The organism is Mesorhizobium captivum (genome assembly GCF_033977165.1).
Lineage (GTDB): Bacteria > Pseudomonadota > Alphaproteobacteria > Rhizobiales > Rhizobiaceae > Mesorhizobium > Mesorhizobium captivum.
In genome coordinates this window covers 39,403-60,847 of the sequence record NZ_JAVIJB010000025.1, presented here as the reverse complement: position 1 = coordinate 60,847, position 21,445 = coordinate 39,403, and the positions used below count along the sequence as shown (strand labels likewise).

Annotated in this window: 21 protein-coding genes; 10 read left to right on the top strand and 11 right to left on the bottom strand. The window is 64.7% G+C overall.

The window, feature by feature from the left end:
- Positions 1 to 64: 64 nt before the first annotated feature.
- Positions 65 to 814 (top strand): SDR family NAD(P)-dependent oxidoreductase, encoded by a 750-nt coding sequence (locus RFM40_RS20955; protein ID WP_292302565.1) that lies wholly within the window; start codon positions 65 to 67, stop codon positions 812 to 814.
- A gap of 20 nt (positions 815 to 834) precedes the next feature.
- Here RFM40_RS20955 and RFM40_RS20950 read toward each other — a convergent pair whose 3' ends face one another.
- A complete protein-coding gene (locus tag RFM40_RS20950; protein WP_320278132.1) occupies positions 835 to 1,755 on the bottom strand; it encodes a zinc-binding dehydrogenase in 921 nt (306 codons plus the stop codon).
- Between the two features lie 125 nt (positions 1,756 to 1,880).
- Between RFM40_RS20950 and RFM40_RS20945 the strand changes: the two genes are divergently transcribed.
- A complete protein-coding gene (locus RFM40_RS20945; protein ID WP_320228138.1) occupies positions 1,881 to 2,690 on the top strand; it encodes an AraC family transcriptional regulator in 810 nt (269 codons plus the stop codon).
- 43 nt (positions 2,691 to 2,733) lie between these two features.
- Here RFM40_RS20945 and ybaL read toward each other — a convergent pair whose 3' ends face one another.
- Positions 2,734 to 4,515 carry a YbaL family putative K(+) efflux transporter gene (gene ybaL / locus RFM40_RS20940; RefSeq protein ID WP_320278131.1) on the bottom strand — a complete coding sequence of 594 codons (1,782 nt, stop codon included), beginning with the start codon at positions 4,513 to 4,515 and terminating at the stop codon, positions 2,734 to 2,736.
- Between the two features lie 214 nt (positions 4,516 to 4,729).
- Positions 4,730 to 5,176 (bottom strand): host attachment family protein, encoded by a 447-nt coding sequence (locus RFM40_RS20935; protein WP_320228140.1) that lies wholly within the window; start codon positions 5,174 to 5,176, stop codon positions 4,730 to 4,732.
- A 385-nt stretch (positions 5,177 to 5,561) separates the two neighbouring features.
- On the opposite strand from RFM40_RS20935, the gene cysG reads away from it, so the two are divergent.
- The 6 genes from cysG (at position 5,562) to RFM40_RS20905 (ending at position 11,258) form a co-directional block, all read left to right on the top strand.
- A complete protein-coding gene (gene cysG / locus RFM40_RS20930; protein ID WP_320228141.1) occupies positions 5,562 to 7,028 on the top strand; it encodes a siroheme synthase CysG in 1,467 nt (488 codons plus the stop codon).
- Positions 7,025 to 7,330 carry a DUF2849 domain-containing protein gene (locus tag RFM40_RS20925; protein WP_320228142.1) on the top strand — a complete coding sequence of 102 codons (306 nt, stop codon included), beginning with the start codon at positions 7,025 to 7,027 and terminating at the stop codon, positions 7,328 to 7,330. The genes cysG and RFM40_RS20925 overlap by 4 nt, the downstream gene beginning before the upstream one ends.
- Before the next feature lie 45 nt (positions 7,331 to 7,375).
- On the top strand, positions 7,376 to 9,046 hold the full coding sequence (locus RFM40_RS20920) for a nitrite/sulfite reductase (protein ID WP_320228143.1): 1,671 nt from the start codon (positions 7,376 to 7,378) through the stop codon (positions 9,044 to 9,046).
- Positions 9,021 to 9,785, top strand: coding sequence for a phosphoadenylyl-sulfate reductase (locus RFM40_RS20915; RefSeq protein ID WP_320228144.1), 765 nt, complete (start codon positions 9,021 to 9,023; stop codon positions 9,783 to 9,785). The genes RFM40_RS20920 and RFM40_RS20915 overlap by 26 nt, the downstream gene beginning before the upstream one ends.
- A gap of 98 nt (positions 9,786 to 9,883) precedes the next feature.
- Positions 9,884 to 10,417 (top strand): DUF934 domain-containing protein, encoded by a 534-nt coding sequence (locus tag RFM40_RS20910; protein WP_320222000.1) that lies wholly within the window; start codon positions 9,884 to 9,886, stop codon positions 10,415 to 10,417.
- Positions 10,418 to 10,637: 220 nt separating this feature from the next.
- Entirely contained in the window at positions 10,638 to 11,258 is a 621-nt protein-coding gene (locus tag RFM40_RS20905; RefSeq protein WP_320228145.1) for a DJ-1/PfpI family protein, read from the top strand.
- Positions 11,259 to 11,302: 44 nt separating this feature from the next.
- Here RFM40_RS20905 and RFM40_RS20900 read toward each other — a convergent pair whose 3' ends face one another.
- Both RFM40_RS20900 and RFM40_RS20895 read right to left on the bottom strand, forming a co-directional pair.
- Entirely contained in the window at positions 11,303 to 12,322 is a 1,020-nt protein-coding gene (locus RFM40_RS20900; protein WP_320228146.1) for a fatty acid desaturase, read from the bottom strand.
- A gap of 127 nt (positions 12,323 to 12,449) precedes the next feature.
- Positions 12,450 to 12,650 carry a hypothetical protein gene (locus tag RFM40_RS20895; RefSeq protein ID WP_320228147.1) on the bottom strand — a complete coding sequence of 67 codons (201 nt, stop codon included), beginning with the start codon at positions 12,648 to 12,650 and terminating at the stop codon, positions 12,450 to 12,452.
- A gap of 218 nt (positions 12,651 to 12,868) precedes the next feature.
- Here RFM40_RS20895 and grpE point away from each other — a divergent pair, with 218 nt between their 5' ends.
- On the top strand, positions 12,869 to 13,534 hold the full coding sequence (gene grpE, locus RFM40_RS20890; protein WP_320228148.1) for a nucleotide exchange factor GrpE: 666 nt from the start codon (positions 12,869 to 12,871) through the stop codon (positions 13,532 to 13,534).
- Positions 13,535 to 13,641: 107 nt separating this feature from the next.
- Complete coding sequence (locus tag RFM40_RS20885) at positions 13,642 to 14,274, top strand: trimeric intracellular cation channel family protein (protein ID WP_320228149.1); 633 nt, start codon at positions 13,642 to 13,644, stop codon at positions 14,272 to 14,274.
- An 86-nt stretch (positions 14,275 to 14,360) separates the two neighbouring features.
- Here RFM40_RS20885 and olsB read toward each other — a convergent pair whose 3' ends face one another.
- From olsB to RFM40_RS20855, 6 genes are all read right to left on the bottom strand, one after another.
- A complete protein-coding gene (gene olsB, locus RFM40_RS20880; protein WP_430691719.1) occupies positions 14,361 to 15,233 on the bottom strand; it encodes a l-ornithine N(alpha)-acyltransferase in 873 nt (290 codons plus the stop codon).
- A gap of 199 nt (positions 15,234 to 15,432) precedes the next feature.
- Positions 15,433 to 17,712, bottom strand: coding sequence for a PAS domain-containing sensor histidine kinase (locus tag RFM40_RS20875; protein WP_320228151.1), 2,280 nt, complete (start codon positions 17,710 to 17,712; stop codon positions 15,433 to 15,435).
- Positions 17,713 to 17,856: 144 nt separating this feature from the next.
- Positions 17,857 to 18,846 (bottom strand): acrylyl-CoA reductase (NADPH), encoded by a 990-nt coding sequence (gene acuI / locus RFM40_RS20870; RefSeq protein WP_320228152.1) that lies wholly within the window; start codon positions 18,844 to 18,846, stop codon positions 17,857 to 17,859.
- A gap of 109 nt (positions 18,847 to 18,955) precedes the next feature.
- A complete protein-coding gene (lspA, locus tag RFM40_RS20865) occupies positions 18,956 to 19,444 on the bottom strand; it encodes a signal peptidase II (protein WP_320228153.1) in 489 nt (162 codons plus the stop codon).
- A 10-nt stretch (positions 19,445 to 19,454) separates the two neighbouring features.
- Entirely contained in the window at positions 19,455 to 20,315 is an 861-nt protein-coding gene (locus RFM40_RS20860) for a TrmH family RNA methyltransferase (RefSeq protein ID WP_320228154.1), read from the bottom strand.
- On the bottom strand, positions 20,316 to 21,392 hold the full coding sequence (locus tag RFM40_RS20855; protein WP_320228155.1) for a class I SAM-dependent rRNA methyltransferase: 1,077 nt from the start codon (positions 21,390 to 21,392) through the stop codon (positions 20,316 to 20,318).
- Between the last annotated feature and the right edge of the window lie 53 nt (positions 21,393 to 21,445).

Sequence of the window (21,445 nt, the reverse complement as noted above, 5' to 3'; positions counted from 1 at the left end):
GCCGGCAACTCGCCTCTCGCAATGGCAAGCGCCTTCGGCTACATGTCCGGCCGGAGATCAAGCCATGGCCGAAATCGACAGCAGAAAAACCATCGTGCTCACCGGGGCCAGCCGCGGCATCGGCCATGCGACGGTGAAGCGCTTTTCGCGCGAGGGCTGGCGCGTCATCACCTGCTCGCGGCAGGCCTTTGCCGAGGATTGTCCGTGGCCGGCCGGCCCCGAGGACCACATCAAGGTCGATCTCGCAGACCAGGAGGATGTCGGCATCGCCGTCTCGGAAATCCGACATCGGCTGGAAGCGCATGGCGGGCAGCTGCATGCGCTGGTGAACAATGCCGGCATCTCGCCGAAGCTGAAGGACGGCGGCCGGATGAACTCGATCGAGACGCCGATGCATGTCTGGCGTGACGTGTTCCAGGTCAATTTCTTCGCGCCGATCATGCTGGCACGCGGCCTGTTCAAGGAACTCGCCGCGGCCAAGGGCTCGATCGTCAACGTCACCTCGATCGCCGGCACCAGGGTGCATCCGTTCGCCGGAACGGCTTATGCGACATCCAAGGCAGCGCTCGGCTCGCTGACGCGCGAGATGGCGCATGACTTCGGTCCGCACGGCATCCGCGTCAACGCGATCGCGCCGGGCGAGATCGACACGGCGATCTTGTCGCCCGGCACCGACAGAATAGTCGAGACGATCCCGCTGCGACGCCTCGGCGCCACGGCGGAAGTCGCCGACATCATCTTCTTCCTGTGCTCGGGCCAAGCCTCCTACGTGACCGGTTCGGAAATCCACATCAATGGCGGCCAGCACGTGTGAGCCGGTCAGCCTAAGCGGGCTCATCCGCCGATAGTGAGAACAGCCTTGCCGCTGATGCTGCGCTGTCGCAGCGCATCCAGGGCCTGGGCGATATCCGTCCAGGGCACGGTCAAGGCCACGCGGGTTTCCAGCCGGCCAGAAGCGGCCAGAGCGAGCAGCGAGGCGATGTCCGCGCCAATGGCTGAGCCCGATGTGTAATAAGCGAAAGTCTGAAGCCGCGCACCCTCGTGACCCGGAACGAACTGGCGGAATCCAACGGGCGTGAGTTCGCCACTGCTCGAACCAAACATGACGATGGTCCCGCCGGGTGCGACGCGTTCGATCGCGTGTGCGAGGCTTTCACCACCGACCGACTCGGTGATCAGCGAAAACGGTCCCTCGGCCAGTTCGATCGCCTCGACCACCTGCTCGGCCCCCAGGCGACGGAGATCCTCGCCGTGCCGCGCGGCGGCGACCGCGGTCACGCGCCCGCCCTGTTGACGGGCGATCTGGATCTGGAAACGGCCGACCGCGCCGCTTGCACCGGTGATCAGGACCTGCTGGCCGGTCAGGTCACCGCCATGGCGCAAAGTTCTTAGCGCCGTCCTGCCCGCGACCGGAAGCGTGGCGGCGACCGCGAGGCTGACCGCGTCCGGCAGGACGGCAAGGCGGTCGGTCGGAACGGCGACATGTTCGGCCCAGCCGGCCTGGTCGACCAAGGCCGCAACGCGCGTGCCCGCAGTCGGGCCTGAGCCGTCGGCCGCCGCGCGCTCGACAATGCCGACGATGTCCTGGCCAGGTATCCACCCGTCAGGTCGTATGCTGAGCAGGCGCAGCTCGCCATGATTCAACGATGTTGCATGAACTGCCACCAATGCTTCATTCCCATTGCAGTTTGGCTCGTCGACCTGGGTGAGCTTCAGCCGGTCGGGGCCGTCGGAAGAAATGGCGAGAGCGAGCATAGGCCACCTTTGAAATTGGCGGTTAGGGAGCCGCGATCGACTGCGACGGTCACGGCTCAATCTATCGACTTTTGCGGCCGAAAAATTTAGATATAAAGCCAAGTGATCGCTAAAAGTCGTCAATCATGAGACAGCCTCTTCGCTGGCCCTGGCCCGATTTCGACGTCGACAATGTGCTGGCGCCAGCAATCGCGGTGCGCGTCGACGTTACCGGGAACAAGACTGAAGTGCCCGAGCACTGGCACCGCAAAGGGCAACTCGTCTTTGCGGTGGGAGGCGGCGTCACATGCCGCGTTCCGAGCGGCTTTTGGATGGTGCCGCCGCATTGCGGTGTGTGGATTCCGAGCCGCATGCAGCACAGCAATATCGCAACCGCCAATGCCCGGATTTTCTTTGTCTACATCGAGCCCGGGGCCGCCGATCTGCCGGCCCGGTGCTGCACGCTTTCGATCTCGCCGCTGCTGCGCGAACTGATCATCGAGCTGTCGGATCGTGCTAACGACAACGATGCGAGGGGCGAGCTCCTGACCAGGATCCTGCTTACCGAATTGCCGCTCATGCCTGTCCAGCAACTGCACCTGCCGACCTCATCCGAGCCGCGCATGAGGCGGATCGCCGAAGCGCTGGCAGAAAATCCCGCCGACCGCAGCACCCTGGCGGAGTGGGCCAGCCGCGTTGCGCTGAGCGAGAGCAGCCTCGCCCGTCTCGTGGTCAAGGAGACAGGGCTGAGCTTCGGGCGCTGGCGCCAGCAATTGCACTTGATCGTCGCGATACGAGAGCTGGCCGCCGGCGCCAGCGTGCAGCAGGTTTCGGCCGATCTCGGCTATGAATCGGTCACCGCCTTCATCACCATGTTCAAGAAGGCGCTCGGCAAGCCGCCAGCGAAATATCTCAGCGACATCGCGCAAAACGGCGGTTCCGCGTTCGTTGCTTAATTCCCGTTCACTCCGCGCAAATCGGCAATGCGAAGAGTTGGTTTCAGGCTTCCGCCTTGACCGGCTCCACAACAGCCGCGCCCGTCACCACCTCGACGATGCCGCGCGCGATCTCGCGCTCACCCATGATCACCGTGTCGGCGCCGAGGCCTATCAGATGCTCGACCTCGGCATCGGAATGGGCACGGGCAATGACGCTTATGCCTGGATTGGCGGCGCGGGCTCGAAGCACGATCTGCCCGGCCTCGAAGGCATTGGGAATGGCAAGGATCAGCCGCTTGGCGCCCTCCGGATTGGCGGCGGAAAAGACCTCCGCATTGGCGGCGTTGCCTGCCACGGTCTCGACGCCGTCGTCCCTGAGCTTCGCCAGTGTCTTGTCGGCATCCTCGATGACCAGGAAGGGCAGGTCGGCTTCCTTCATCGCGGCCCCCACGAGGCTGCCGACACGGCCATAGCCAACCAGGATGGAATGATCGGTGAGCGCGGTGCGCGGCGGCGGGCCGTCTTCCTTTTCCGGAGCTGCCACCACCGAAGCCACCTGGCCTGGCTCGGTTGCAGGGCCGATCGGCCTTGCCTCGACTGGGGGCGCTGCTTTGGTGGCGCGCGCTTCCAGCCATGGCTTCATCCAGTCGACGACGAGGAACATCAACGGATTGAGCAGGATCGACAGGATTGCGCCGGCCAGAATCAGGTCGCGGCCCTGCTCGGGCAACAGCTTCAGCCCGACACCGAGCTCGGCCAGGATGAAGGAGAATTCGCCGATCTGGGCGAGACTGGCCGAGATCATCAGTGCCGTCGCGATGGGATAGCGGAAGGCGATGACGATGACGAAGGCGGCAATCGATTTGCCGACGACGATGATGGCAAGCGTGGCGAGTATAGGCAGGCCGTTGCTGATCAGGCTGAGCGGGTCGAACAGCATGCCGACCGAGACGAAGAACAGCACCGAGAACGCGTCGCGCAGCGGCAGAGATTCTTCCGCGGCGCGGTGGCTGAGCTCGGACTCGCTCATGATCATGCCGGCGAAGAAGGCGCCGAGCGCCAGCGAGACGCCGAACAGTTTCGCCGCGCCGAAGGCGACGCCGAGCGCGATCGCCAGCACCGAGAGCCGGAACAGCTCGCGCGAGCCGGTATGGGCGACATAATGCAGGATCCACGGGATGACCCTGCGGCCGACGACAAGCATGACGGCGACGAAAGCGGCGACCTTGGCCAGCGTCACGCCGACCACGCCCCATATGCCGTAGCTGGCAGGCAGCGAGAGCAGGCTCGCATGGTCGTCGGCCTGCGACTGGCCGCCGAGCACGCCGGCGAGCGCCGGCAAAAGCACCAGCGCCAGCACCATGGCCAGATCCTCGACGATCAGCCAGCCGACGGCGATGCGGCCGCGCTCGGTCTCGATCAGCCGCCGCTCCTGCATGGCGCGCAGCAGCACGACGGTCGAGGCGACGGAAAGCGCCAGGCCGAAGACCAGGCCGGCGCCCAAGGACCAGCCGAGCAGCCAAGCGAGGCCAACGCCGAGCAGCGTGGCAAAGCCGATCTGCACGACGGCGCCGGGCACGGCAATCGCGCGAACCGACAGAAGGTCCTTCAGCGAGAAATGCAGGCCGACGCCGAACATCAAGAGGATGACGCCGATCTCGGCGAGTTCGTTGGCGAGGCTGGCGTCGGCGACGAAGCCCGGCGTGTTCGGCCCGACCAGCACGCCGGCGACGAGATAGCCGACCAGCGGCGGGATGCGGAAACGGTTGGCCAATGCTCCGAAGACGAAAGCAAGCCCCAAACCGGCGACGATGGTGGCGATAAGGGGCGTGTCATGCGGCATGGTCTATGGAGCGCCTTTCAGAAACTGCGATGTCGGATAAGCGCCGCCCGAGGCCGTCGCCTTTCGCAATATGGCGGGGAGAGCGGTGGTGATGCAACCGCTGGTGCGCTGGAATCGGCGCCCTGGAGGCCACCGCAGGATGAAAACCGCAGCCGGCCGCCGCGCGGCGGCCGTGCAGCATCAATGGCGTTTCGGTAGCCTCTCGCTGCCTGGCTTAGGCCGCTTGGAGCAGCTTCTCGATCTCGGGAATGGTGTGGTTGGTCAGTGTCTTCGGTATCTCCGCCTTCACCTTGTCGCAGACCTCCTTGTGCAGCTTCTGGCGCATCTCGCCGAGCACCTGCGGTGGGGCAATCAGCACGACCTCGTGGAAGTCACCCCGATGCGCAAGTTTGTAGAGCCGCTCCGCGATGGTGTCGGCGAAGCGTTCCTTGCCGAGACGGTGCCAATCGGTGTCTTCAACCGCGCTGCGGTGAACTGTCGGCCCGTCACTGTAGCGGCCCGGCCTGTCGCTGCCCTGCTCGCGGGTAGCCGGATTCTCCTGCTCCAGCTCCTGCACGACCTGCAGGTCCGGAAATTTGGTATCGCCCTCGTTGCGAAGGAAAAGCGCCTTTTCACCGTCAGCCACGATAACCCAAAGATCGTGTTTCAGCCTGATGCTCATGGCGCTCCTCCTTTTCGGCTTCCGGACCTGTCGACAACGTGCCGCCGAGCGTGATTGTTCCGGCCAAGGACGACGGCTCGATCATCTCTTGCAAAGCGCATCAACCGGCCGCTCGGCGCGGGTACGGCTTTAATCTACTAACTTAGTAGAAATTAGAAAAAACTATTTTCCTGCCATGACCGGGAAGCGCTAAAAAATATGCTGGATCAATGGGTGCCGGCGAGGTGTCTGGGCACCTGAAGCCCAGGCGTAGAATTTTTTTCTCCTGCCTTTCGCGGTTGCGAAAAAGCGATTGCCTGCCATCGAGCGATGCGCGAGTGCTTGCCTTCTGGTTTTTGCCGCGCCCGCATAAAACTGCCAGACTGTTCTCGTATTGTTTATCGCTATGTCGCCAGCCAACGCCAAGCTCAACGCCTTCCCCGTCTTCGTGCGGGTCGACGGCGAAGCTGTGGCCATCGTCGGCAACGGCGAGGAGGCGCTTGCCAAGGCGAGGCTGCTGGCGCAGTCGAGCGCTTCGCTGCGCATCATTGCCGACAACGCCGATGCGGAGCTGCTTGCATTCATCTCATTGGCCGGCGCCGTCCATGTCGATACGGCCTATGATGCCGCGCAGATCGAAGGCGCAGCGATGGTGTTCGCCGCCAGCGGCGACGAGGCGCTCGATCGCCGCGTTGCCGAGGATGCGCGCCGGCTGGGCATCCCGGTCAATGCCGTGGACCGGCCGGAGCTCTGCGATTTCTTCACCCCGGCGCTGGTCAACCGGGCGCCGGTCGCCATCGCCATCGGCACCGAGGGCGCCGGCCCGGTGCTCGCGCAGATGCTGCGCGTGCGCATCGACCGCATGCTGTCGCCGTCGCTCGGCCGGCTGGCGGCCTTGGCGGCTTCGTTCCGTGCCGCGGCCGAGCGGCTGCCGAAGGGCAATCGCCGCCGCCGCTTCTGGAGCGATTTCTTCGCCGGCGCTCCTGCTAAGGCCATCGAAGCCGGAGAGTTCGACAGGGCGCATGGTGCGGCGCTAGACCTTCTGGTTTCGAACACACCGGCGTCGGGTCATATCGCGCTGGTCGGCGCCGGTCCGGGCGCGGAGGATCTGTTGACGCTGCGCGCCCACCGTCTGCTGATGGAAGCGGACGCGATCGTTCATGATGCGCTGGTCCCGGAGGCGATCGTCGCCATGGGCCGCCGCGACGCCGAGCGCCTGCCTGTCGGCAAGCGCAAGGGCTGCCATTCCAAGAGCCAGGAAGAGATCAACGCGCTGCTCATCGAGCTTGGCCGCGCCGGCAAGCGGGTGGTGCGGCTGAAGTCGGGCGATCCGCTGGTGTTCGGCCGCGCAGGCGAGGAAATGGCGGCGCTGCGCGAGGCTGGAATTGCCTACGAGGTGGTTCCGGGCGTCACCGCCGCCTTCGCCGCCGCCGCCGATTTCGAGCTGCCGCTGACGCTGCGCGGCGTGACATCCTCGATGGTGTTCACCACCGGCCATGACCTCAAAGGCAACTCGCTGCCCGACTGGGCGAAGCTCGCCATCTCCGGCGCCACCGTCGCCGTCTATATGGGCCGCTCCGTGGCGGCAGAGGTGGCTGGCCGTCTGATCGAAGCCGGGCTGTCGCCCGACACGGCGGTCGCCGTCGTCGAGAATGCCAGCCTCAACAATCGCCGCCGCTTTCACGGCACGCTGGCCGACCTGCCGTCGCTGGAAGCGCGGGCCGATCTCACCGGGCCCGTCATGACGATCATCGGCGACGCGGTCGCCGGCGCCAATTTCGAACGTTCCGAGCCGCTCGCTGCACGTAGACGTGAAGATACAGGACATGAAGAGGCAGCCAGCGTTGCAGGCGCCGAAGGAGCACGGGAATGAAGGTTCTGACCGCGAACAGGCTCTCCGACGGCATTGCCGTCTGGTACGCCGATGGCGCCTGGGCGGAGATAGTCGGCAATGCCGACATCGCCCATGACAAAGCGGCGGAGGACCGGCTGGAAGCGATCGGCGCCGCGGCCGCTGCCAGCAACGAGGTGGTCGACGTCAACCTGATCGACGTCACCGTGGTCGATGGATTGGTCGAGCCGGTGCGGTTGCGCGAGAAGATCCGCGCAGCGGGCCCGACCATCCGCACCGACATCGGCAAGCAGGCGAGCCCGCAAGCGGTTCGGGCGGCCTAAGGGTTCAAGGAAAGCAGCGGGCGGACGCGCCCTGAAAGACGAAGCATGTACCGTTACGACGAGTTCGACCAAGATTTCGTAAAGGCCCGCGTCGCCGAGTTCAGCGACCAGGTCCAGCGCCGGCTTGCCGGCGAGATCACCGAGGACCAGTTCCGGCCGCTCAGGCTGATGAACGGCGTCTATCTGCAGCTGCATGCCTATATGTTGCGCATCGCCGTGCCTTACGGCACGCTGAACAGCCGGCAGTTGCGCATGCTCGGCCACATCGCCCGCAAATACGACAAGGGCTACGGCCACTTCACCACGCGCCAGAACATCCAGTTCAACTGGCCGGCGCTGTCCGACATTCCGGCGATCCTCGCCGATTTGGCGAGCGTCGAGATGCATGCCATCCAGACCAGTGGCAACTGCATCCGCAATGTCACCGCGGACCATTTCGCGGGAGCCGCCGCCGACGAGGTCGCCGATCCGCGCCCCTATGCGGAAATCTTGCGCCAGTGGTCGTCGGTGCATCCGGAATTCTCGTACCTGCCGCGCAAGTTCAAGATCGCGGTGACCGGCGCCGAGCGCGACCGCGCCGCCATCCAGACGCACGATATCGGCCTGCATCTGAAGAAGAACGCGGCCGGCGAGCTGGGCTTTGCCGTCTATGTCGGCGGTGGCCAGGGCCGCACGCCGATGGTCGCCAGGAAGATCCGCGACTTCCTGCCGGAAGCCGACCTTCTGTCCTACTGCACGGCGATCCTGCGCGTTTACAACCTCTATGGCCGCCGCGACAACAAGTTCAAGGCACGCATCAAGATCCTCGTCCACGAGACCGGCGTCGAGGAAATCACCCGCCAGGTCGAGGCTGAATGGCAAGAGCTCAAGGACGCCGAACTCAAGCTGCCGGAAGCCGACATCCAGGCGATCAACGCCTATTTCGCGCCGCCGGCATTGCCGGACAGGCCGGAAGGCGACGCGCAGGTGAAGCAGGCGCGGCTCGATTCCAAAAGCTTCTCGGAATGGCTCGACCAGAATGTCGTGACCCATCGCCACCCCGACTATGCGGCGGTGACGATCTCGCTGAAGGGCATCGGCGAGGTGCCCGGCGACGCCACCGACAGCCAGATGGAAGCGGTGGCCGACATCGCCGAGAAATTCGCTTTCGACGAGCTGCGCGTTAGCCACGAGCAGAACCTGATCCTGCCGCATGTGGCCCGCGCCGACCTCAAGACGGTCTATGACGCGCTGGTCGAGATTGGTCTCGCGACAGCCAATTCAAACCTGATCAGCGACATCATATCCTGCCCGGGCCTCGACTACTGCGCGCTGGCTACGGCGCGGTCCATTCCGGTGGCGCAGGAAATCTCGCGCCGCTTCGCCTCGCTGGAGCGGCAGCGCGAGATCGGCGAGTTGAAGCTGAAGATCTCCGGCTGCATCAATGCCTGCGGCCACCACCATGTCGGCCACATCGGCATCCTCGGCGTCGAGAAGAAGGGCACCGAGCTCTACCAGGTGACGCTCGGCGGCTCGGCCGACGAGAACACCTCGGTCGGCGAGATCATCGGCCGCGGCTTTTCCTCGGAAGAGATCACCGATGCCATCGAGCAGATCGTCGAAACCTATCTCGGCCTTCGGCTCAGTCCCGACGAACGTTTTATCGATGCCTACCGCCGTGTCGGTCCCGCACCGTTCAAGGAGGCGCTCTATGCTGGCGAAACCAAGGCCGCTTGATCGCACGGACGGCGTCGAGGCCGGCGTCGCCGCGGAAGCGGCGGGGCTCCACGCGCTGCTCGGTCATCTGAAGCCGATCGAGATCATCGAGCGGTCGGTGCGCGAATTCTTCCGCGGCGAGGTCGCCGCCGTGTCGTCCTTCGGCGCGGATTCGGCGGTGCTCCTGCACATGATCGCCAAGATCGACCGGTCGCTGCCGGTGATCTTCCTCGATACCGGCAAGCATTTCGAGGAAACGCTCGGCTACCGCGACGCGCTGGTCGCCGATTTCGGCTTGACCGATGTCAGGGTGATCAAGCCGGACGAGGCGGCGCTCGAGCGCGTCGATCCTACCGGCAGGCTGCACGAGACCGACACAGACGCCTGCTGCAACGTGCGCAAGGTCGAGCCGCTGGCGCGCGGCGTCGAGCCGTTCCGCGCCTGGTTCACCGGACGCAAGCGCTTCCAGGCTTCGACGCGTGCAGCACTTCCGGTCTTCGAGGCGGTCGGCTCGCGCATCCGCATCAATCCGCTCGCGCGCTGGACGACGTCGGACCAGGCCGACTACATGCGCGCGCATGCGCTGCGCGAAAATCCGCTGGTCGCCTATGGCTATCTCTCGATCGGTTGCTTCCCCTGCACGCAGCCGGTACAGCCTGGCGAGGATGCGCGCAGCGGCCGCTGGGCAGGGCACGCCAAGACCGAGTGCGGCATCCATCTGTCGGGGTTGGAGAAGTCGCTGACCGACGCCTCGCTTTAGGGTATATCGCTATTCATCTGATGCGGGCCTGCAAACGGCAGCTTCCGGTTTAATGGAGGCACCGTTCGCCTGAGGACTTTTGGACTTTAGGAATTTTGATGACTGAATCGACGACACCAGGGACCCGCCTTTGGACCCCGAAGGGATTTCGCGAGGACGACTGGGTTCATGCCGAAAGCGCCGAGGCGCTTGCCGGCAATGGCCGCTTCATCCTGCCGCTGCAGGCCTTCCTCGTGCTCGACGACGACGTCCGCAAGTCGGCCAAGGAGCGCATCGGCGTGTTGCTGCAGCCAGGCGACGAGCTCGACAAGATCGTCGGCCTGCTCGACCAGTTGTCGCTGGTGGCGCTCGCCTTCCCGGCGTTCAATGACGGCCGCTCCTTCTCAAAGGGCGAATTGCTGCGCAGCCGGCACAACTTCAAGGGCGCGATCCGCGCCACGGGCCAGGTGCTGGTCGACCAGCTGCCGCATATGCTGCGGCTCGGCTTCGACGAGTTCGAGGTTTCCAACCCGGTGCTGCTGAAGCGGCTGGAGGAAGGGCGCACCGGCGGCCTGCCGGTCTATTACCAGCCGGCCGTGGAGCCGGAAGCCAAGGGCCCAAAATATTCCTGGCGGCGCAAGCGCCCGGACTGACGGCGTGACGGCATGCCTGGTTCGTTTCGGGCCGGCCTGGTCGAACCAAGGTTGCGGATTTTCCCAGTTGCATGGCGTCGCAATGAGTGGGAGTGGGAAGCCGTCGCCGATCTGGCCGGACCACTTATGCGATTTGCGCTTCCCCATCCGCCGTGTTGCCCTTAGGATAGGGTTATTATTTCGTGATCCGAAATAAATAGCCGGCAAGGGAGGAATCGACATGGCAGGCAAGAAGATATTGACGCTCGTCGGCGAGTTCAGCGAGGAATACGAGATTTTCGTCTTTGAGCAGGCCATGCATGCGGTCGGCCACACCGTCCATGTCGTGTGCCCGGACAAGAAGGCCGGCGATGTGCTCAAGACTTCATTGCACGACTTCGAGGGCCATCAGACCTATACCGAAAAGCTCGGCCACGATTACATCCTCAACAAGACCTTCGCCGAGGTGAATCCCGCTGATTACGATGCGGTCTACGCGGCCGGCGGGCGCGGCCCGGAATATATCCGCATCGACAAGCGCGTGCAGGCGCTGATCAGGCATTTCCACGAAACCGGCAAGCCGATCTTCACCATCTGCCACGGCGTGCAGATCCTCATCGCTGTCGACGGCGTGGTGCGCGGCAGGCAAGTGGCGGCGCTGCAATATTGCGAGCCCGAGGTTACGCTCGCCGGCGGCACCTATATCGACGTTGCGCCGACCGGCGCACATGTGGACGGTAATCTGGTGTCAGCCAAGGGTTGGCCGGGGCTTGCCGCTTTCATGCGGGAGTGCCTGAAGGTGCTCGGCACCGAAATTCGCCATGGCGAAGCGCTTATGCGAGACGAGCGCAAGGCGGCCTAAACGATGCCTGGGAAGCCGCCGCACTTTCGGGTGCGGCGGTCGGTTTATGCAGCCATCCGTGCTTCGCTAAACGATATCAGTTTCCGACGGTTTTCATCCCATAACGCCAGCCTGACGCAGCGCAGGCTGTCGAGAAGCGTGATACGACCGATGCCGCGCAGTTCCGGATAGTCTCGCAGCACTTCCGGAAGACGGTAGCACGGCACCTTGGCGGAGAGGTGGTGAACATGGTGAACGCCGATATTGCCGGTGAACCAGTTCAGCACAGGCGGCAAGTCATAGTAAGACGATCCGTGCAGCGCGGCATGTTGAAATTCCCAGTCGGACTCCTTCGCCCATTCGGTCTCCTCGAACTGATGCTGGACATAGAACAGCCAGACGCCAGCCGAACCGGCAAGGATGACGATCGGCAAGTGGACGATAAGGAACGCGCCGAGGCCGACAAACCAGACAAGCGCCGCAGTGGCGACCGCGATGCCAAGATTGGTCGCCATAGAGGACATCCAAGGCGTCAGGCCGCCGCGCATCATGCCGACCGGCAGTCTCTGCTCGAAGATGAAAAGCCATATCGGTCCAAGGCCGAACATGACCAGCGGATGGCGATAGAGACGATAGGCAAGGCGGCCCCGCCAGGACATCCGCCGGTACTCGGCGACGGTCAGCGTCCTGATGTCACCCATGCCGCGTTCGTCGAGATTGCCGGCGCTGGCATGATGGTTGGCGTGGGCGCGCCGCCAACAATCATAGGGTGTCAGCGTCAGCACACCGAGGCAGCGGCCGATCCAATCGTCGGCGATGCGATTGGCGAAGAAGGAGCCATGGCCGCAATCGTGCTGGATCATGAATATCCTCACGAGGAAGCCAGCCGCCGGAATGATGAGGACCAAACCCCACCAATGACCATAGGAATAGGCGGCAGAAGAAAGCGCCCACAGCATCACGAAAGGAATGAGGGTGATCGCGAGTTCGGCGGCGCTGCGCCGTCGGTCAGGCCTTTTGTAGCGCACTAGGATCTTCAACCATGCGCGCTTGCTGGCCGCTGCCTCGGGGGAAATCACGTTCATCAGGAAGGATAGGCAGAGCGTCCTTCCGCCGCAAGGTTCCAGTCACGCAAAAATACCGGGCGTATTGTCGCGCGATCCCCACGGGTCGATGCTGAAGGCGGCTCTGCAAGGCGCCCGCAGCTCCCGTTTATTGGCGGCGTTCGCCGCTTGCGGGGCCTGCTTCTGCCCCGTCCAGGCGGTCGAGCAGGTCCGTGAGCCGCTTGGGCATCTCTTTTTCCAGGCGAAATGCCGGCAGCGTGCGCAGAAGGCGCTTGGTCGCTTCGCTGCTGACCTGACGCCTGATATCGGCGGCGAGTCTGGCGCGCCTTTCTCTACTGTTGCCGTTCATGGTCTCAAAATCCTGTGTCGGCTTCGAAACTCTTGCGGTCCGACAATGGTTCCCGTATTGGGCCGTGGAGGCAAGCAAAGCCGCCCGGTACGGTAAAATTTGAATTAATTTGGAGCGGTCGAGGGAAGGCCGCCAGCGGTGCTTGCCCCTTGATTTTTGGCCCTTAAACCTCGATATCGGGCGCAAATCCAAACCAATCCGAATGACGGGAAACGGCGATGAGCGACCAGACAAACGACGAACGCGCGCCCGAGGAAATCGAAGCCACCCAGGCTTCCGGCGCCCAGGCTTCCGGCGCCCAGGCTTCCGGCGAACGTGCGGAAGGTGGCGTCGACGGCGATTATGAAGCGCTTGTGCGGCTGCTGAAGGAAAACGAGGAACTGAAGGACCGCGCGCTGCGCGTCGCGGCCGAAATGGAGAACCTGCGGCGGCGCACAGCGCGCGATGTGCATGACGCGCGCACTTACGCGGTGGCCAACTTCGCCCGCGACATGCTGTCGGTGTCGGACAATCTGCGCCGCGCGCTGGATGCCATTCCGGCCGAGGCCAAGGCCGCGGGCGATGCCGGCTTCAAGGCGTTGATCGAGGGCGTCGACCTCACCGAGCGCGCCATGCTGTCGGCGCTGGAGCGGCACGGCGTGAAGAAGCTCGCGCCCGAGGGCGAGAAGTTCGACCCGAACTTCCACCAGGCGATGTTCGAGGTGCCCAACGCCGACGTTCCGGCCGGCACCGTCGTCCAGGTCGTGCAACCCGGCTATTCGATCGGCGAGCGCGTCTTGAGGCCCGCGATGGTCGGCGTCGCCAAGGGCGGCCCGAAGGCCGCACCGGCCGAGGCGCCGGTCGAGCCGGGTCCGGTGAACGAGCAGGCGGAGAAGGATGCTTGATAGCGAATAGGGAGTAGTGAGTAGCGAATAGGGAAGCTGGGTACCAACCGCACAGCTTCGTGGTATTCACTACTACTCACTATTCGCTACTCACTATTCGCTCATTCATGAATCCCATCGAGCTGCTCGACTACGCCGGCGTCGCGGTTTTCGCGGCGACGGGCGCGCTCGCGGCGTCGCGCAAAGAGCTCGACATCATCGGCTTCCTGTTCCTGGCCAGCGTCACCGGCATCGGCGGCGGGACACTGCGCGACGTCATCCTCAACCTGCCGGTGTTCTGGGTCGCCAATAGCGGTTATGTGCTGATCTGCGCGGTCGTGGCGGTGCTTGTCTTCTTCAGCGCCCATCGCGTCGAATCCCGCTACAAGCTCTTGCTGTGGCTCGACGCGATCGGGCTTGCCGCCTTTGCGGTGATGGGAGCTGCAAAGGGGCTGGCGATCACGGGCTCGCCGGTCGTATCGGTTATCACCGGAGTGCTCACGGCGACCTTCGGCGGCATATTGCGCGACCTGCTCGCCGGCGAGCCGTCTGTGCTGTTGAGACCCGAGATCTATGTCACGGCGGCGCTTGCGGGTGCGGCGCTCTTCACGCTTTGCGACCTTATCGGCATGCCGGCGCTTCCATCCAGCCTGCTCGGCTTCGCGGCCGCTTTCCTGGTACGCGGGGGAGCGCTCAAATTCGGCTGGTCGTTCCCGGCCTATAAGAGCCGGCCCGGCCGGAGGCCGGAAGATATTCCCTGAGGGAGCGAGTAGCGAATAGGGATTGAACGGAACAGATCCCGTCACTTTCTTCTATTCGTTATTCGTTATTCGTTATTCGTTATTCGCTATGCCGCGAAGCGCTGGCCTTCACCGCCATAGTAGTTGACGTAGCGGGCGCCGATTTCCTTGACCGGCATGACGACGAAGACATCGACGGTCGAGAATTCGTGGTCGATGACGCAGCCGTCGCCGATGCGGGCGCCGACGCGCAGGTAGCCTTTGACCAGCGGCGGCATGGCGGCGATCGCCGCCTTGGCGTTGACGGCTTCAATCGGCATCAGGTCCATCGAGCAGTAGCGGCCCGCGACCGCCTTGACATCCCAGGCCTGGTCGGTGCGGCAATGATGGGCGAGATAGGTGAGCGCCTCGGCATGGGCCGCCGGCACGATGCCGTGGAAGGACGCGCAGCCGGTCATCACGCCGATACCATAGTGGTTGATATAGGCCCAGATGCCTTGCCAGAGCGCCTCGATGGTGCGCTTGGAGCGATATTCCGGCAGCACACAAGAGCGGCCGAGCTCAAGGAAGCGCTGGCCCGGATGGCGCGCGACCAGCTTGGTCAACTCGAACTCGCCCTCGGAGTAGAAGCCGCCCGCGGCCGTGGCGATCTCCTGCCGCAGCAGACGATAGGTGCCGACGATGCGCCGGTGCTCGGGACCGGGAAGCGAAGTGTCGAAAACCAAGAGATGATCGCAGAGCGGGTCGAAACGGTCGGCATCGCGCCGGTCCTGCGCCCGGAACAAATCCTTCCTCGCGCCAAGCTCGTCATAGAATACCCGGTAGCGCACTTCCTGGGCGGCGGCGATCTCGGCCTCGTTGCGGGCGAGCCGCACTTCAAGGTTGCCGATACGACCCAGCGGTGCGCCGCTTGCGACGGCGTCGGCGGTACGCGCGCCGAGCAAAGCGCTGGCGTTCGACCGAGTGTCGCATTCAGGCATGACTGTATGCACGAGTGATTCTCTCCTTCGAGCCATCCCTCTTGGCACGGGGATACGGTGTAGGTGCAACAGGATTGTGACAGTACCGTGATACGGCGAGCCCGGCAATACTTCGTCGGCTGGGCAATACCTTCAACCGGCTATGTTACGGCTGCGAAAGCCAGGCAATCCAAGGCGTTCACGAAACCTAAAAAAATCGTTACGCTGCAACCTGGCCTTCGACGGCCTGGACGAGCGCATCGGGGTCGAGAGGCTTGGTGACGAAGCCGCTGGCGCCGTGGGCCAGCACGGTGTGGCGCGTCTTTTCCTGGCTGTCGGCCGAAAGCACCATGATCGGGATCGGCGGCACGGCAAGCGCTTCCTCATGGCGGCGGATGGCGGCGATCGCGTCCAGCCCGTCCATCACCGGCATGTGCAGGTCCATCAGAACTACGTCGAAACGATGCTTGAGGCCGGCATCGGTGACGGCCTCGACCGCGGCCTTGCCGTTGCCGACGATCTTGACGCGATGTCCGGCCTTGAGCAGCGTGGCGCGGGCAAGCATTGCATTGATGTCGTTGTCCTCGGCGATCAGCACGGACAGGCCCTGATCGCGGCGGCGCGCGGACGCGGCACCGCGGGGTTTCGGCTGCGGCTCGGCCGGCGCCGCCACATGGCTGGTCAACAGCACACGCAGCAGCGTTTCGCCGCGCACCGGCCGGGCGAGGAACGTCGCGTAGCCGTTGGCGCGGAACTCGCCAAGCATGCCGCGATCGGTCGGAGCGATCAGGGTGATGGCCTCGCAATCGACAAAGCCGCTCTCGCGCAGGCGCTTCAGCAAACGGCCGTCGCTGTTTTCAAGCGCTGCATCGATCAGAAGCACGTTGCAGCCGGCGGCAAACGAAGCGGCCTGGCCCGGCGTCGCGGCGATATCGACGGCGCCGCCATGGGCGCGGATGGCGCGGGCGATGGCATCGGCCTCGACCGCGTTTTTCGACACGATCACCGCGCGCCGGTCCGAGAGGATGTTGTGGCGATGCGGCGGCGGCTCGGTCGCCGCGGTGGCGGGGATATCGAAGACGAATTCGGACCCTTCGCCGAGCCGGCTCGAAACCGAGATCGTGCCGCCCATGGCGATCACCAGCCGCTTAGAGATGGCAAGGCCGAGACCGGCGCCGCCATGCACCCTTGTCGAGGTGCCGTCGGATTGCTCGAACTCCTCGAAAATGCGCTCCATGTCCTCTTCGCGCAGTCCCGGACCTGTGTCGGCGATGGTGAAGCAGATGCGGTCGGTGCTCTCGGTGCGGGCGCGCGCGACGGTGAGCAGAACGCCGCCGGCGTCGGTGAACTTGACGGCGTTGCCGATGAGATTGAGCAGCACCTGGCGCACGCGGCCGGGATCGGCGGTGATCATCTGCGGCACGTCGGGCTCGACGTAGCAGCCGAGACCGATGTTCTTGGAGAAGGCTTTCGCCGCCAGGAGCTCGATGATGTTGTCGGCGATTTCGCGCAGCGAGGTCGGCTGCGGCTCGGGATCGAAGCGGCCGGCCTCGATCTTGGAATAGTCGAGAAGGTCCTCGATCAGCGCAAGAAGCGCGCTTGCGGAGGTGGAGACGGCGCCGACATAGGTGCGCTGCTCCGGCGACAGGTCGGTGTCGGCAAGCAGCTTCGCCATGCCCATGATGCCGTTCATCGGCGTGCGGATCTCGTGGCTGACGGTGGCGAGGAAGCGCGACTTGGCCTGGCTTGCATATTCGGCCCGCTCGCGGGCGGTGATCAGCGAGGATTCGGCGCGCTTGCGGGCGGTGATGTCGCGCGCGATAGCCCGGTGCGACACCGCGCCCGTATCCTTGTCGCGCACCGAGAGCTCGATCCAGGAGAACCAGCGCGGCCCGTTCGGCGTGCGGACGGCGACATCGGTGGAGCTCAGGCATTCGTGGTCCGAGAAGGCGGCGTCGGGCACGACGCCGACATCTATGCCGAACTCGGAAAGCGTCTTGCCGGCAAGGTCGCGCTGGTCGGTGTCGACAAGCGACGCGAACACCTTGTTGGCATAGACGATATGGCCGTCGCGGTCTCGATGGACGACGAGATCGCCAAGCGCGTCGATCAGGCCGCGAAAACGCTCCTCGCTCTCCTGCATCTCCCACATGCGGTCGGCGAGCGTCTCGATCTCGGCGCGGCTGCGGGCGGCGGTCTCGTCGAGAAGAGCCGCGGTGCGGCGCTCCGTGTTCCTGTTGCGCAGATGCATGGCGAGGCTGCCGAGGCCGGTCGCCAGCAGGCCGACGGTGATGAAGATCGGCGCTCCGGTGAGATGTGCCAGCCCGGCCAGCACGGCGATGGCGACGATCGTCAGGAACGGCAGGCCTTCACGGCTGTCCGTTTGCAAGGCAGGGACCAGCGGCGGCGCGACGAGCACCTGCCGCTTCGACGCGCCGGCGTCCAGCCCGTCATCGCCTGCGGCCTTGCTATCCTGTCTGATGTCGGAGTCCGCGAACATGCGGGAAACCTTGCCAGACAGAGATTATGGAAGCTTGCGGCGGATCGTTCGAATTTTAGTCGTCCACGCCGATTTCACGCGGTTTTCGGCTGTTTTGGCGCAATTCCGGACGGAAATCCGCCGAACACTTTTCCTGGAATTGCACTACATATCCACAACCACGCGGCCCCTGATCTTGCCGTGGATAATGTCGCGCGCGGCGTCGATGATCCCGTCGAAGCCGATCGACCGCGACAAGGTCGACAGCTTCTTCAAATCAAGATCGGCGCCGATGCGGCGCCATGCCTCGAGGCGGACCGGTTTCGGCGCCATGACGGAATCGATACCGAGCAGCGAGACGCCGCGCAGGATGAAGGGGGCGACGCTGGTGGGCAGGTCCATGCCGCCGGCCAGGCCGCAAGCGGCGACCGCGCCGCCATAGGATGTCATCGACAGCACATTGGCGAGCGTATGGGTGCCGACGGAGTCGACACCGCCCGCCCAGCGTTCCTTGGCGAGCGGCTTTGCCGGCTGGCTGAGCTCCTCGCGCGAGATCACCTCGGCCGCGCCGAGATCGATCAGATAGGGGCTTTCGGCACTGCGCCCGGTGGAGGCAATGACATGGTAGCCAAGGGTGGAGAGGATCGAGATGGCGACAGAGCCGACGCCGCCGGCTGCTCCCGTCACCACCACAGGCCCGCGGTCCGGCACGATGCCGTGCCGCTCCAGCGCCATGACGGCGAGCATCGCCGTATAGCCGGCGGTGCCGACGGCCATCGCATCATGCGGGCTCATGCTCTCGGGCAGCGGCACCAGCCAGTCGCCCTTGACGCGGGCGCGCCCGGCATAGGCGCCGTAATGCGTCTCGCCGACACCCCAGCCGTTGAGGATCACCTTGTCGCCCTTGCGCCAATCGGCATGGGAAGAGGAAATGACGGTGCCGGCGAAATCGATGCCGGGCACCAGCGGCCAGCGGCGCACGACCGGTGCCTTGCCGGTGATGGCCAGCCCATCCTTGTAGTTCACCGTCGTCGCCTCGACCGCGACGGTGACATCGCCCTCCATCAGCTCGGCCTCGGTGAGGTCGACAATTTCGACCGACTGCTTCTTCTCGGCATCGCGCGAAACGAGGATGGCTTTGAAGGTATCGGACACTTTTGTCTCCTTGGTTCTGGCGATTTGTTTACGCAGTTGCGGCGGAAAACCGCTGCACATTTTCCCTGGAATTGCTTAGGGCCGACTTTGCGGCGATGGCCGCGCTAGGTCAATTGCCCCGGTCCTGGGGCTTGGTTTCCCGCCGCCAGCCGATCAGTTCGTCGAAGACAACCAGGGCTGCGCCGACGGAAATGAAGGCATCGGCGAGATTGAACACCGCGAAGGACCAGACGGGCGTGTGGAACAGGATGTAGTCGATGACGTGGCCGTAGACGGCGCGGTCGATCAGGTTGCCGAGCGCGCCGCCGACGATCAGGGCAAAGCCGATCCGGGCGATGACGTGGCCGGCGGGTGTGCGCACGGCGAGATAGAGCACGAAGGCGACGACGAGCGCGGCGATGACCACCAGGCCGGTGTCGCCGAAGGAAGAGAACATCGAGAAGGCGATGCCGGTGTTGTAGGTGCGGAACAGTGCCAGGAACGGCAGGAGATCGACCTTTTCCTGGAAGGCCAGGCCGTTCTCGACCAGCTGCTTGATCCATTGGTCGAGCGCGATTGCCGCGACGACCAGCAGGGCGTAAGGGGACCAGGATTTCACTTAGCAGTCCTCATCGCGTGTCGGTGGCGGGCTCGAGCTTCAACGCGCCGCGCCGGATCTCGAACAGCATCACGCCGGTGGCAACCGCCAGATTGAGCGAATCGGCGCGGCCGGCCTGCGGGATTCTCAACAGCCGGTCGCAGCTTTCGGCGAGGCTGTCGGGCAGCCCTTGCTGCTCGTTGCCCATCAAGAGCAGCACCGGGCCCCTTGAGAAGTCGACCGAGCGGTAGTCGACCGCGCCCTTCAGATGCGTCCCTGCGACCAGACCCGGGAAATCGCGCCGCCAGGCGAGGAAAGCCTGCTCCGTCGCCTTGGCGACCGGCACGGCGAAGATCGAGCCCATGGTGGCGCGCACCGTTTCCAGCGAAAACGGATCGGTGGTGTCGCCGACCAGGATGATGCCCTTGGCGCCAACGGCATCGACGGTGCGGATGACGGTGCCGAGATTGCCTGGGTCGCGCACGCGGTCGAGCGCGACCCAGACGTCGCCGTCCGTGGCGCGGATACCTTTTAGCGGCAGCGTCTGCTGCGCGAAGACGCCGACGACCATTTGCGGGTTTTCACGGCGAGTGATTGCGGTGAGCACCTTTTCCGAGACTTCGAGCACGGTGCCGCCGGCGGCGACCGTGCGCGCCGCGACCTTTTCGACGGCCGCGTTGCCGCGTCCTGCCTTGGCGAAGACCAACGTCCTGATCGACCAGCCAAGGTCGAGCGCATCGATGACCAGCTTCAAGCCTTCGGCCATGAAGGCGTTCTGCTGGTCGCGGAATTTCTTCAGCGCCAGCGCCTTGATGTCCTTGACCAGCGGATTGGCGAGGCTGGTGACTTCCTTGACCTGGCCGACAGGCCGGGCTCCATCATGCGGGACCATTCAAGCCACCCAGCGCGAGAACAACGAGGTCGACAGCGCGCGGCCGGCGGATTTCTCGCGGATGATCAGCTCGCCGGATTCGACCGTGCCGCCCATGCCGGCGAAGGTGTCGCGCATCAAGGCATGGATGGCGAAGAAGGAGGCGCGGATCGAATAGGCGGTCAGAACGACAGCGAGCGGCTTCGGCGTCAGGATCGAGCGGCAGAGGTCGGTGAGACCCGGCAGGTCCTCGAACAATTGCCAGACTTCGCCCTTCGGGCCGCGACCATAGGCGGGCGGGTCGAAGAGGACGATGTCGTAGCGGCTGCCGCGGCGCTCCTCGCGCTCGGCGAACTTCACCGCGTCCTCGACGATCCAGCGGATCGGCTTGTCGGAGAGGCCGGCCATCTCCTGGTTTTCCCGCGCCCAGCCGATCGCTTTCTTCGAGGCGTCGACATGCGTGACCTCGGCGCCCGCGCGGGCCGCCACCAGCGAGGCAATGCCGGTATAGCCGAACAGGTTCAGCACCTTCACCGGACGCCGGGCGGCCGCGATCAGCCCTGCCATATGGTCCCAGTGCGAGGCCTGTTCGGGGAAGACGCCGACGTGGCGGAAGGAGGTGAAGCGGCCGAGATAGTCGATGCCGGCATGCTTCATCGGCCAGGTTTCGCCGAGCGGCGTTTTCGGGAAACGCCAGCGGCCGATGCCTTCTTCGTCGGTGTCGCCGGTGAAGATGGCGTCGGCGCGCTCCCATTCCTTCGCTGGAAGAGCGCGCTGCCAGATCGCCTGGCCTTCCGGGCGCACGATGCGGTAGGGCCCATACTGCTCCAGCTTCTCGCCGGCGCCGCTGTCCAACAGCGCATAGTCGGCGTTGGGCGCGACTTCGAGGATCAGCGGCAGGCGCTCGGCGGGCAGCGGGCCGTCGCGGCGGGCAAGCACGCGCGGCGCGGGTTTCTGCTCCTGGCGATCCGGGGATTTCGATTCGTGCCGTTCGACAGGCGGCGGCCGTCCAGCAGCAAACGCGTCGCGCGGGCGTGGTTGCTCCGTCCCGACGGGGCGCGGACGGTTATCGCGGCGTTTGTCGCGAAAAGATTTCAAGAACGAGCATCTCCGGCGGTTCGGCCCGCTTCTGCCACAGCTCAACCCATCGG

Coding starts and splice junctions, on each gene's coding strand:
- ybaL (WP_320278131.1), bottom strand. CDS start 4,515: ATGCCGCATGACACGCCCCTTATCGCCACCATCGTCGCCGGTTTGGGG.
- RFM40_RS20895 (WP_320228147.1), bottom strand. CDS start 12,650: ATGAACGGCAACAGTAGAGAAAGGCGCGCCAGACTCGCCGCCGATATC.
- RFM40_RS20910 (WP_320222000.1), top strand. CDS start 9,884: ATGACTGAATCGACGACACCAGGGACCCGCCTTTGGACCCCGAAGGGA.
- RFM40_RS20935 (WP_320228140.1), bottom strand. CDS start 5,176: ATGAGCATCAGGCTGAAACACGATCTTTGGGTTATCGTGGCTGACGGT.
- RFM40_RS20915 (WP_320228144.1), top strand. CDS start 9,021: ATGCTGGCGAAACCAAGGCCGCTTGATCGCACGGACGGCGTCGAGGCC.
- RFM40_RS20905 (WP_320228145.1), top strand. CDS start 10,638: ATGGCAGGCAAGAAGATATTGACGCTCGTCGGCGAGTTCAGCGAGGAA.
- RFM40_RS20875 (WP_320228151.1), bottom strand. CDS start 17,712: ATGTTCGCGGACTCCGACATCAGACAGGATAGCAAGGCCGCAGGCGAT.
- RFM40_RS20950 (WP_320278132.1), bottom strand. CDS start 1,755: ATGCTCGCTCTCGCCATTTCTTCCGACGGCCCCGACCGGCTGAAGCTC.
- grpE (WP_320228148.1), top strand. CDS start 12,869: ATGAGCGACCAGACAAACGACGAACGCGCGCCCGAGGAAATCGAAGCC.
- olsB (WP_430691719.1), bottom strand. CDS start 15,233: ATGCCTGAATGCGACACTCGGTCGAACGCCAGCGCTTTGCTCGGCGCG.
- RFM40_RS20955 (WP_292302565.1), top strand. CDS start 65: ATGGCCGAAATCGACAGCAGAAAAACCATCGTGCTCACCGGGGCCAGC.
- RFM40_RS20900 (WP_320228146.1), bottom strand. CDS start 12,322: ATGAACGTGATTTCCCCCGAGGCAGCGGCCAGCAAGCGCGCATGGTTG.
- RFM40_RS20945 (WP_320228138.1), top strand. CDS start 1,881: ATGAGACAGCCTCTTCGCTGGCCCTGGCCCGATTTCGACGTCGACAAT.
- RFM40_RS20925 (WP_320228142.1), top strand. CDS start 7,025: ATGAAGGTTCTGACCGCGAACAGGCTCTCCGACGGCATTGCCGTCTGG.
- cysG (WP_320228141.1), top strand. CDS start 5,562: ATGTCGCCAGCCAACGCCAAGCTCAACGCCTTCCCCGTCTTCGTGCGG.
- RFM40_RS20885 (WP_320228149.1), top strand. CDS start 13,642: ATGAATCCCATCGAGCTGCTCGACTACGCCGGCGTCGCGGTTTTCGCG.
- RFM40_RS20860 (WP_320228154.1), bottom strand. CDS start 20,315: ATGGTCCCGCATGATGGAGCCCGGCCTGTCGGCCAGGTCAAGGAAGTC.
- RFM40_RS20920 (WP_320228143.1), top strand. CDS start 7,376: ATGTACCGTTACGACGAGTTCGACCAAGATTTCGTAAAGGCCCGCGTC.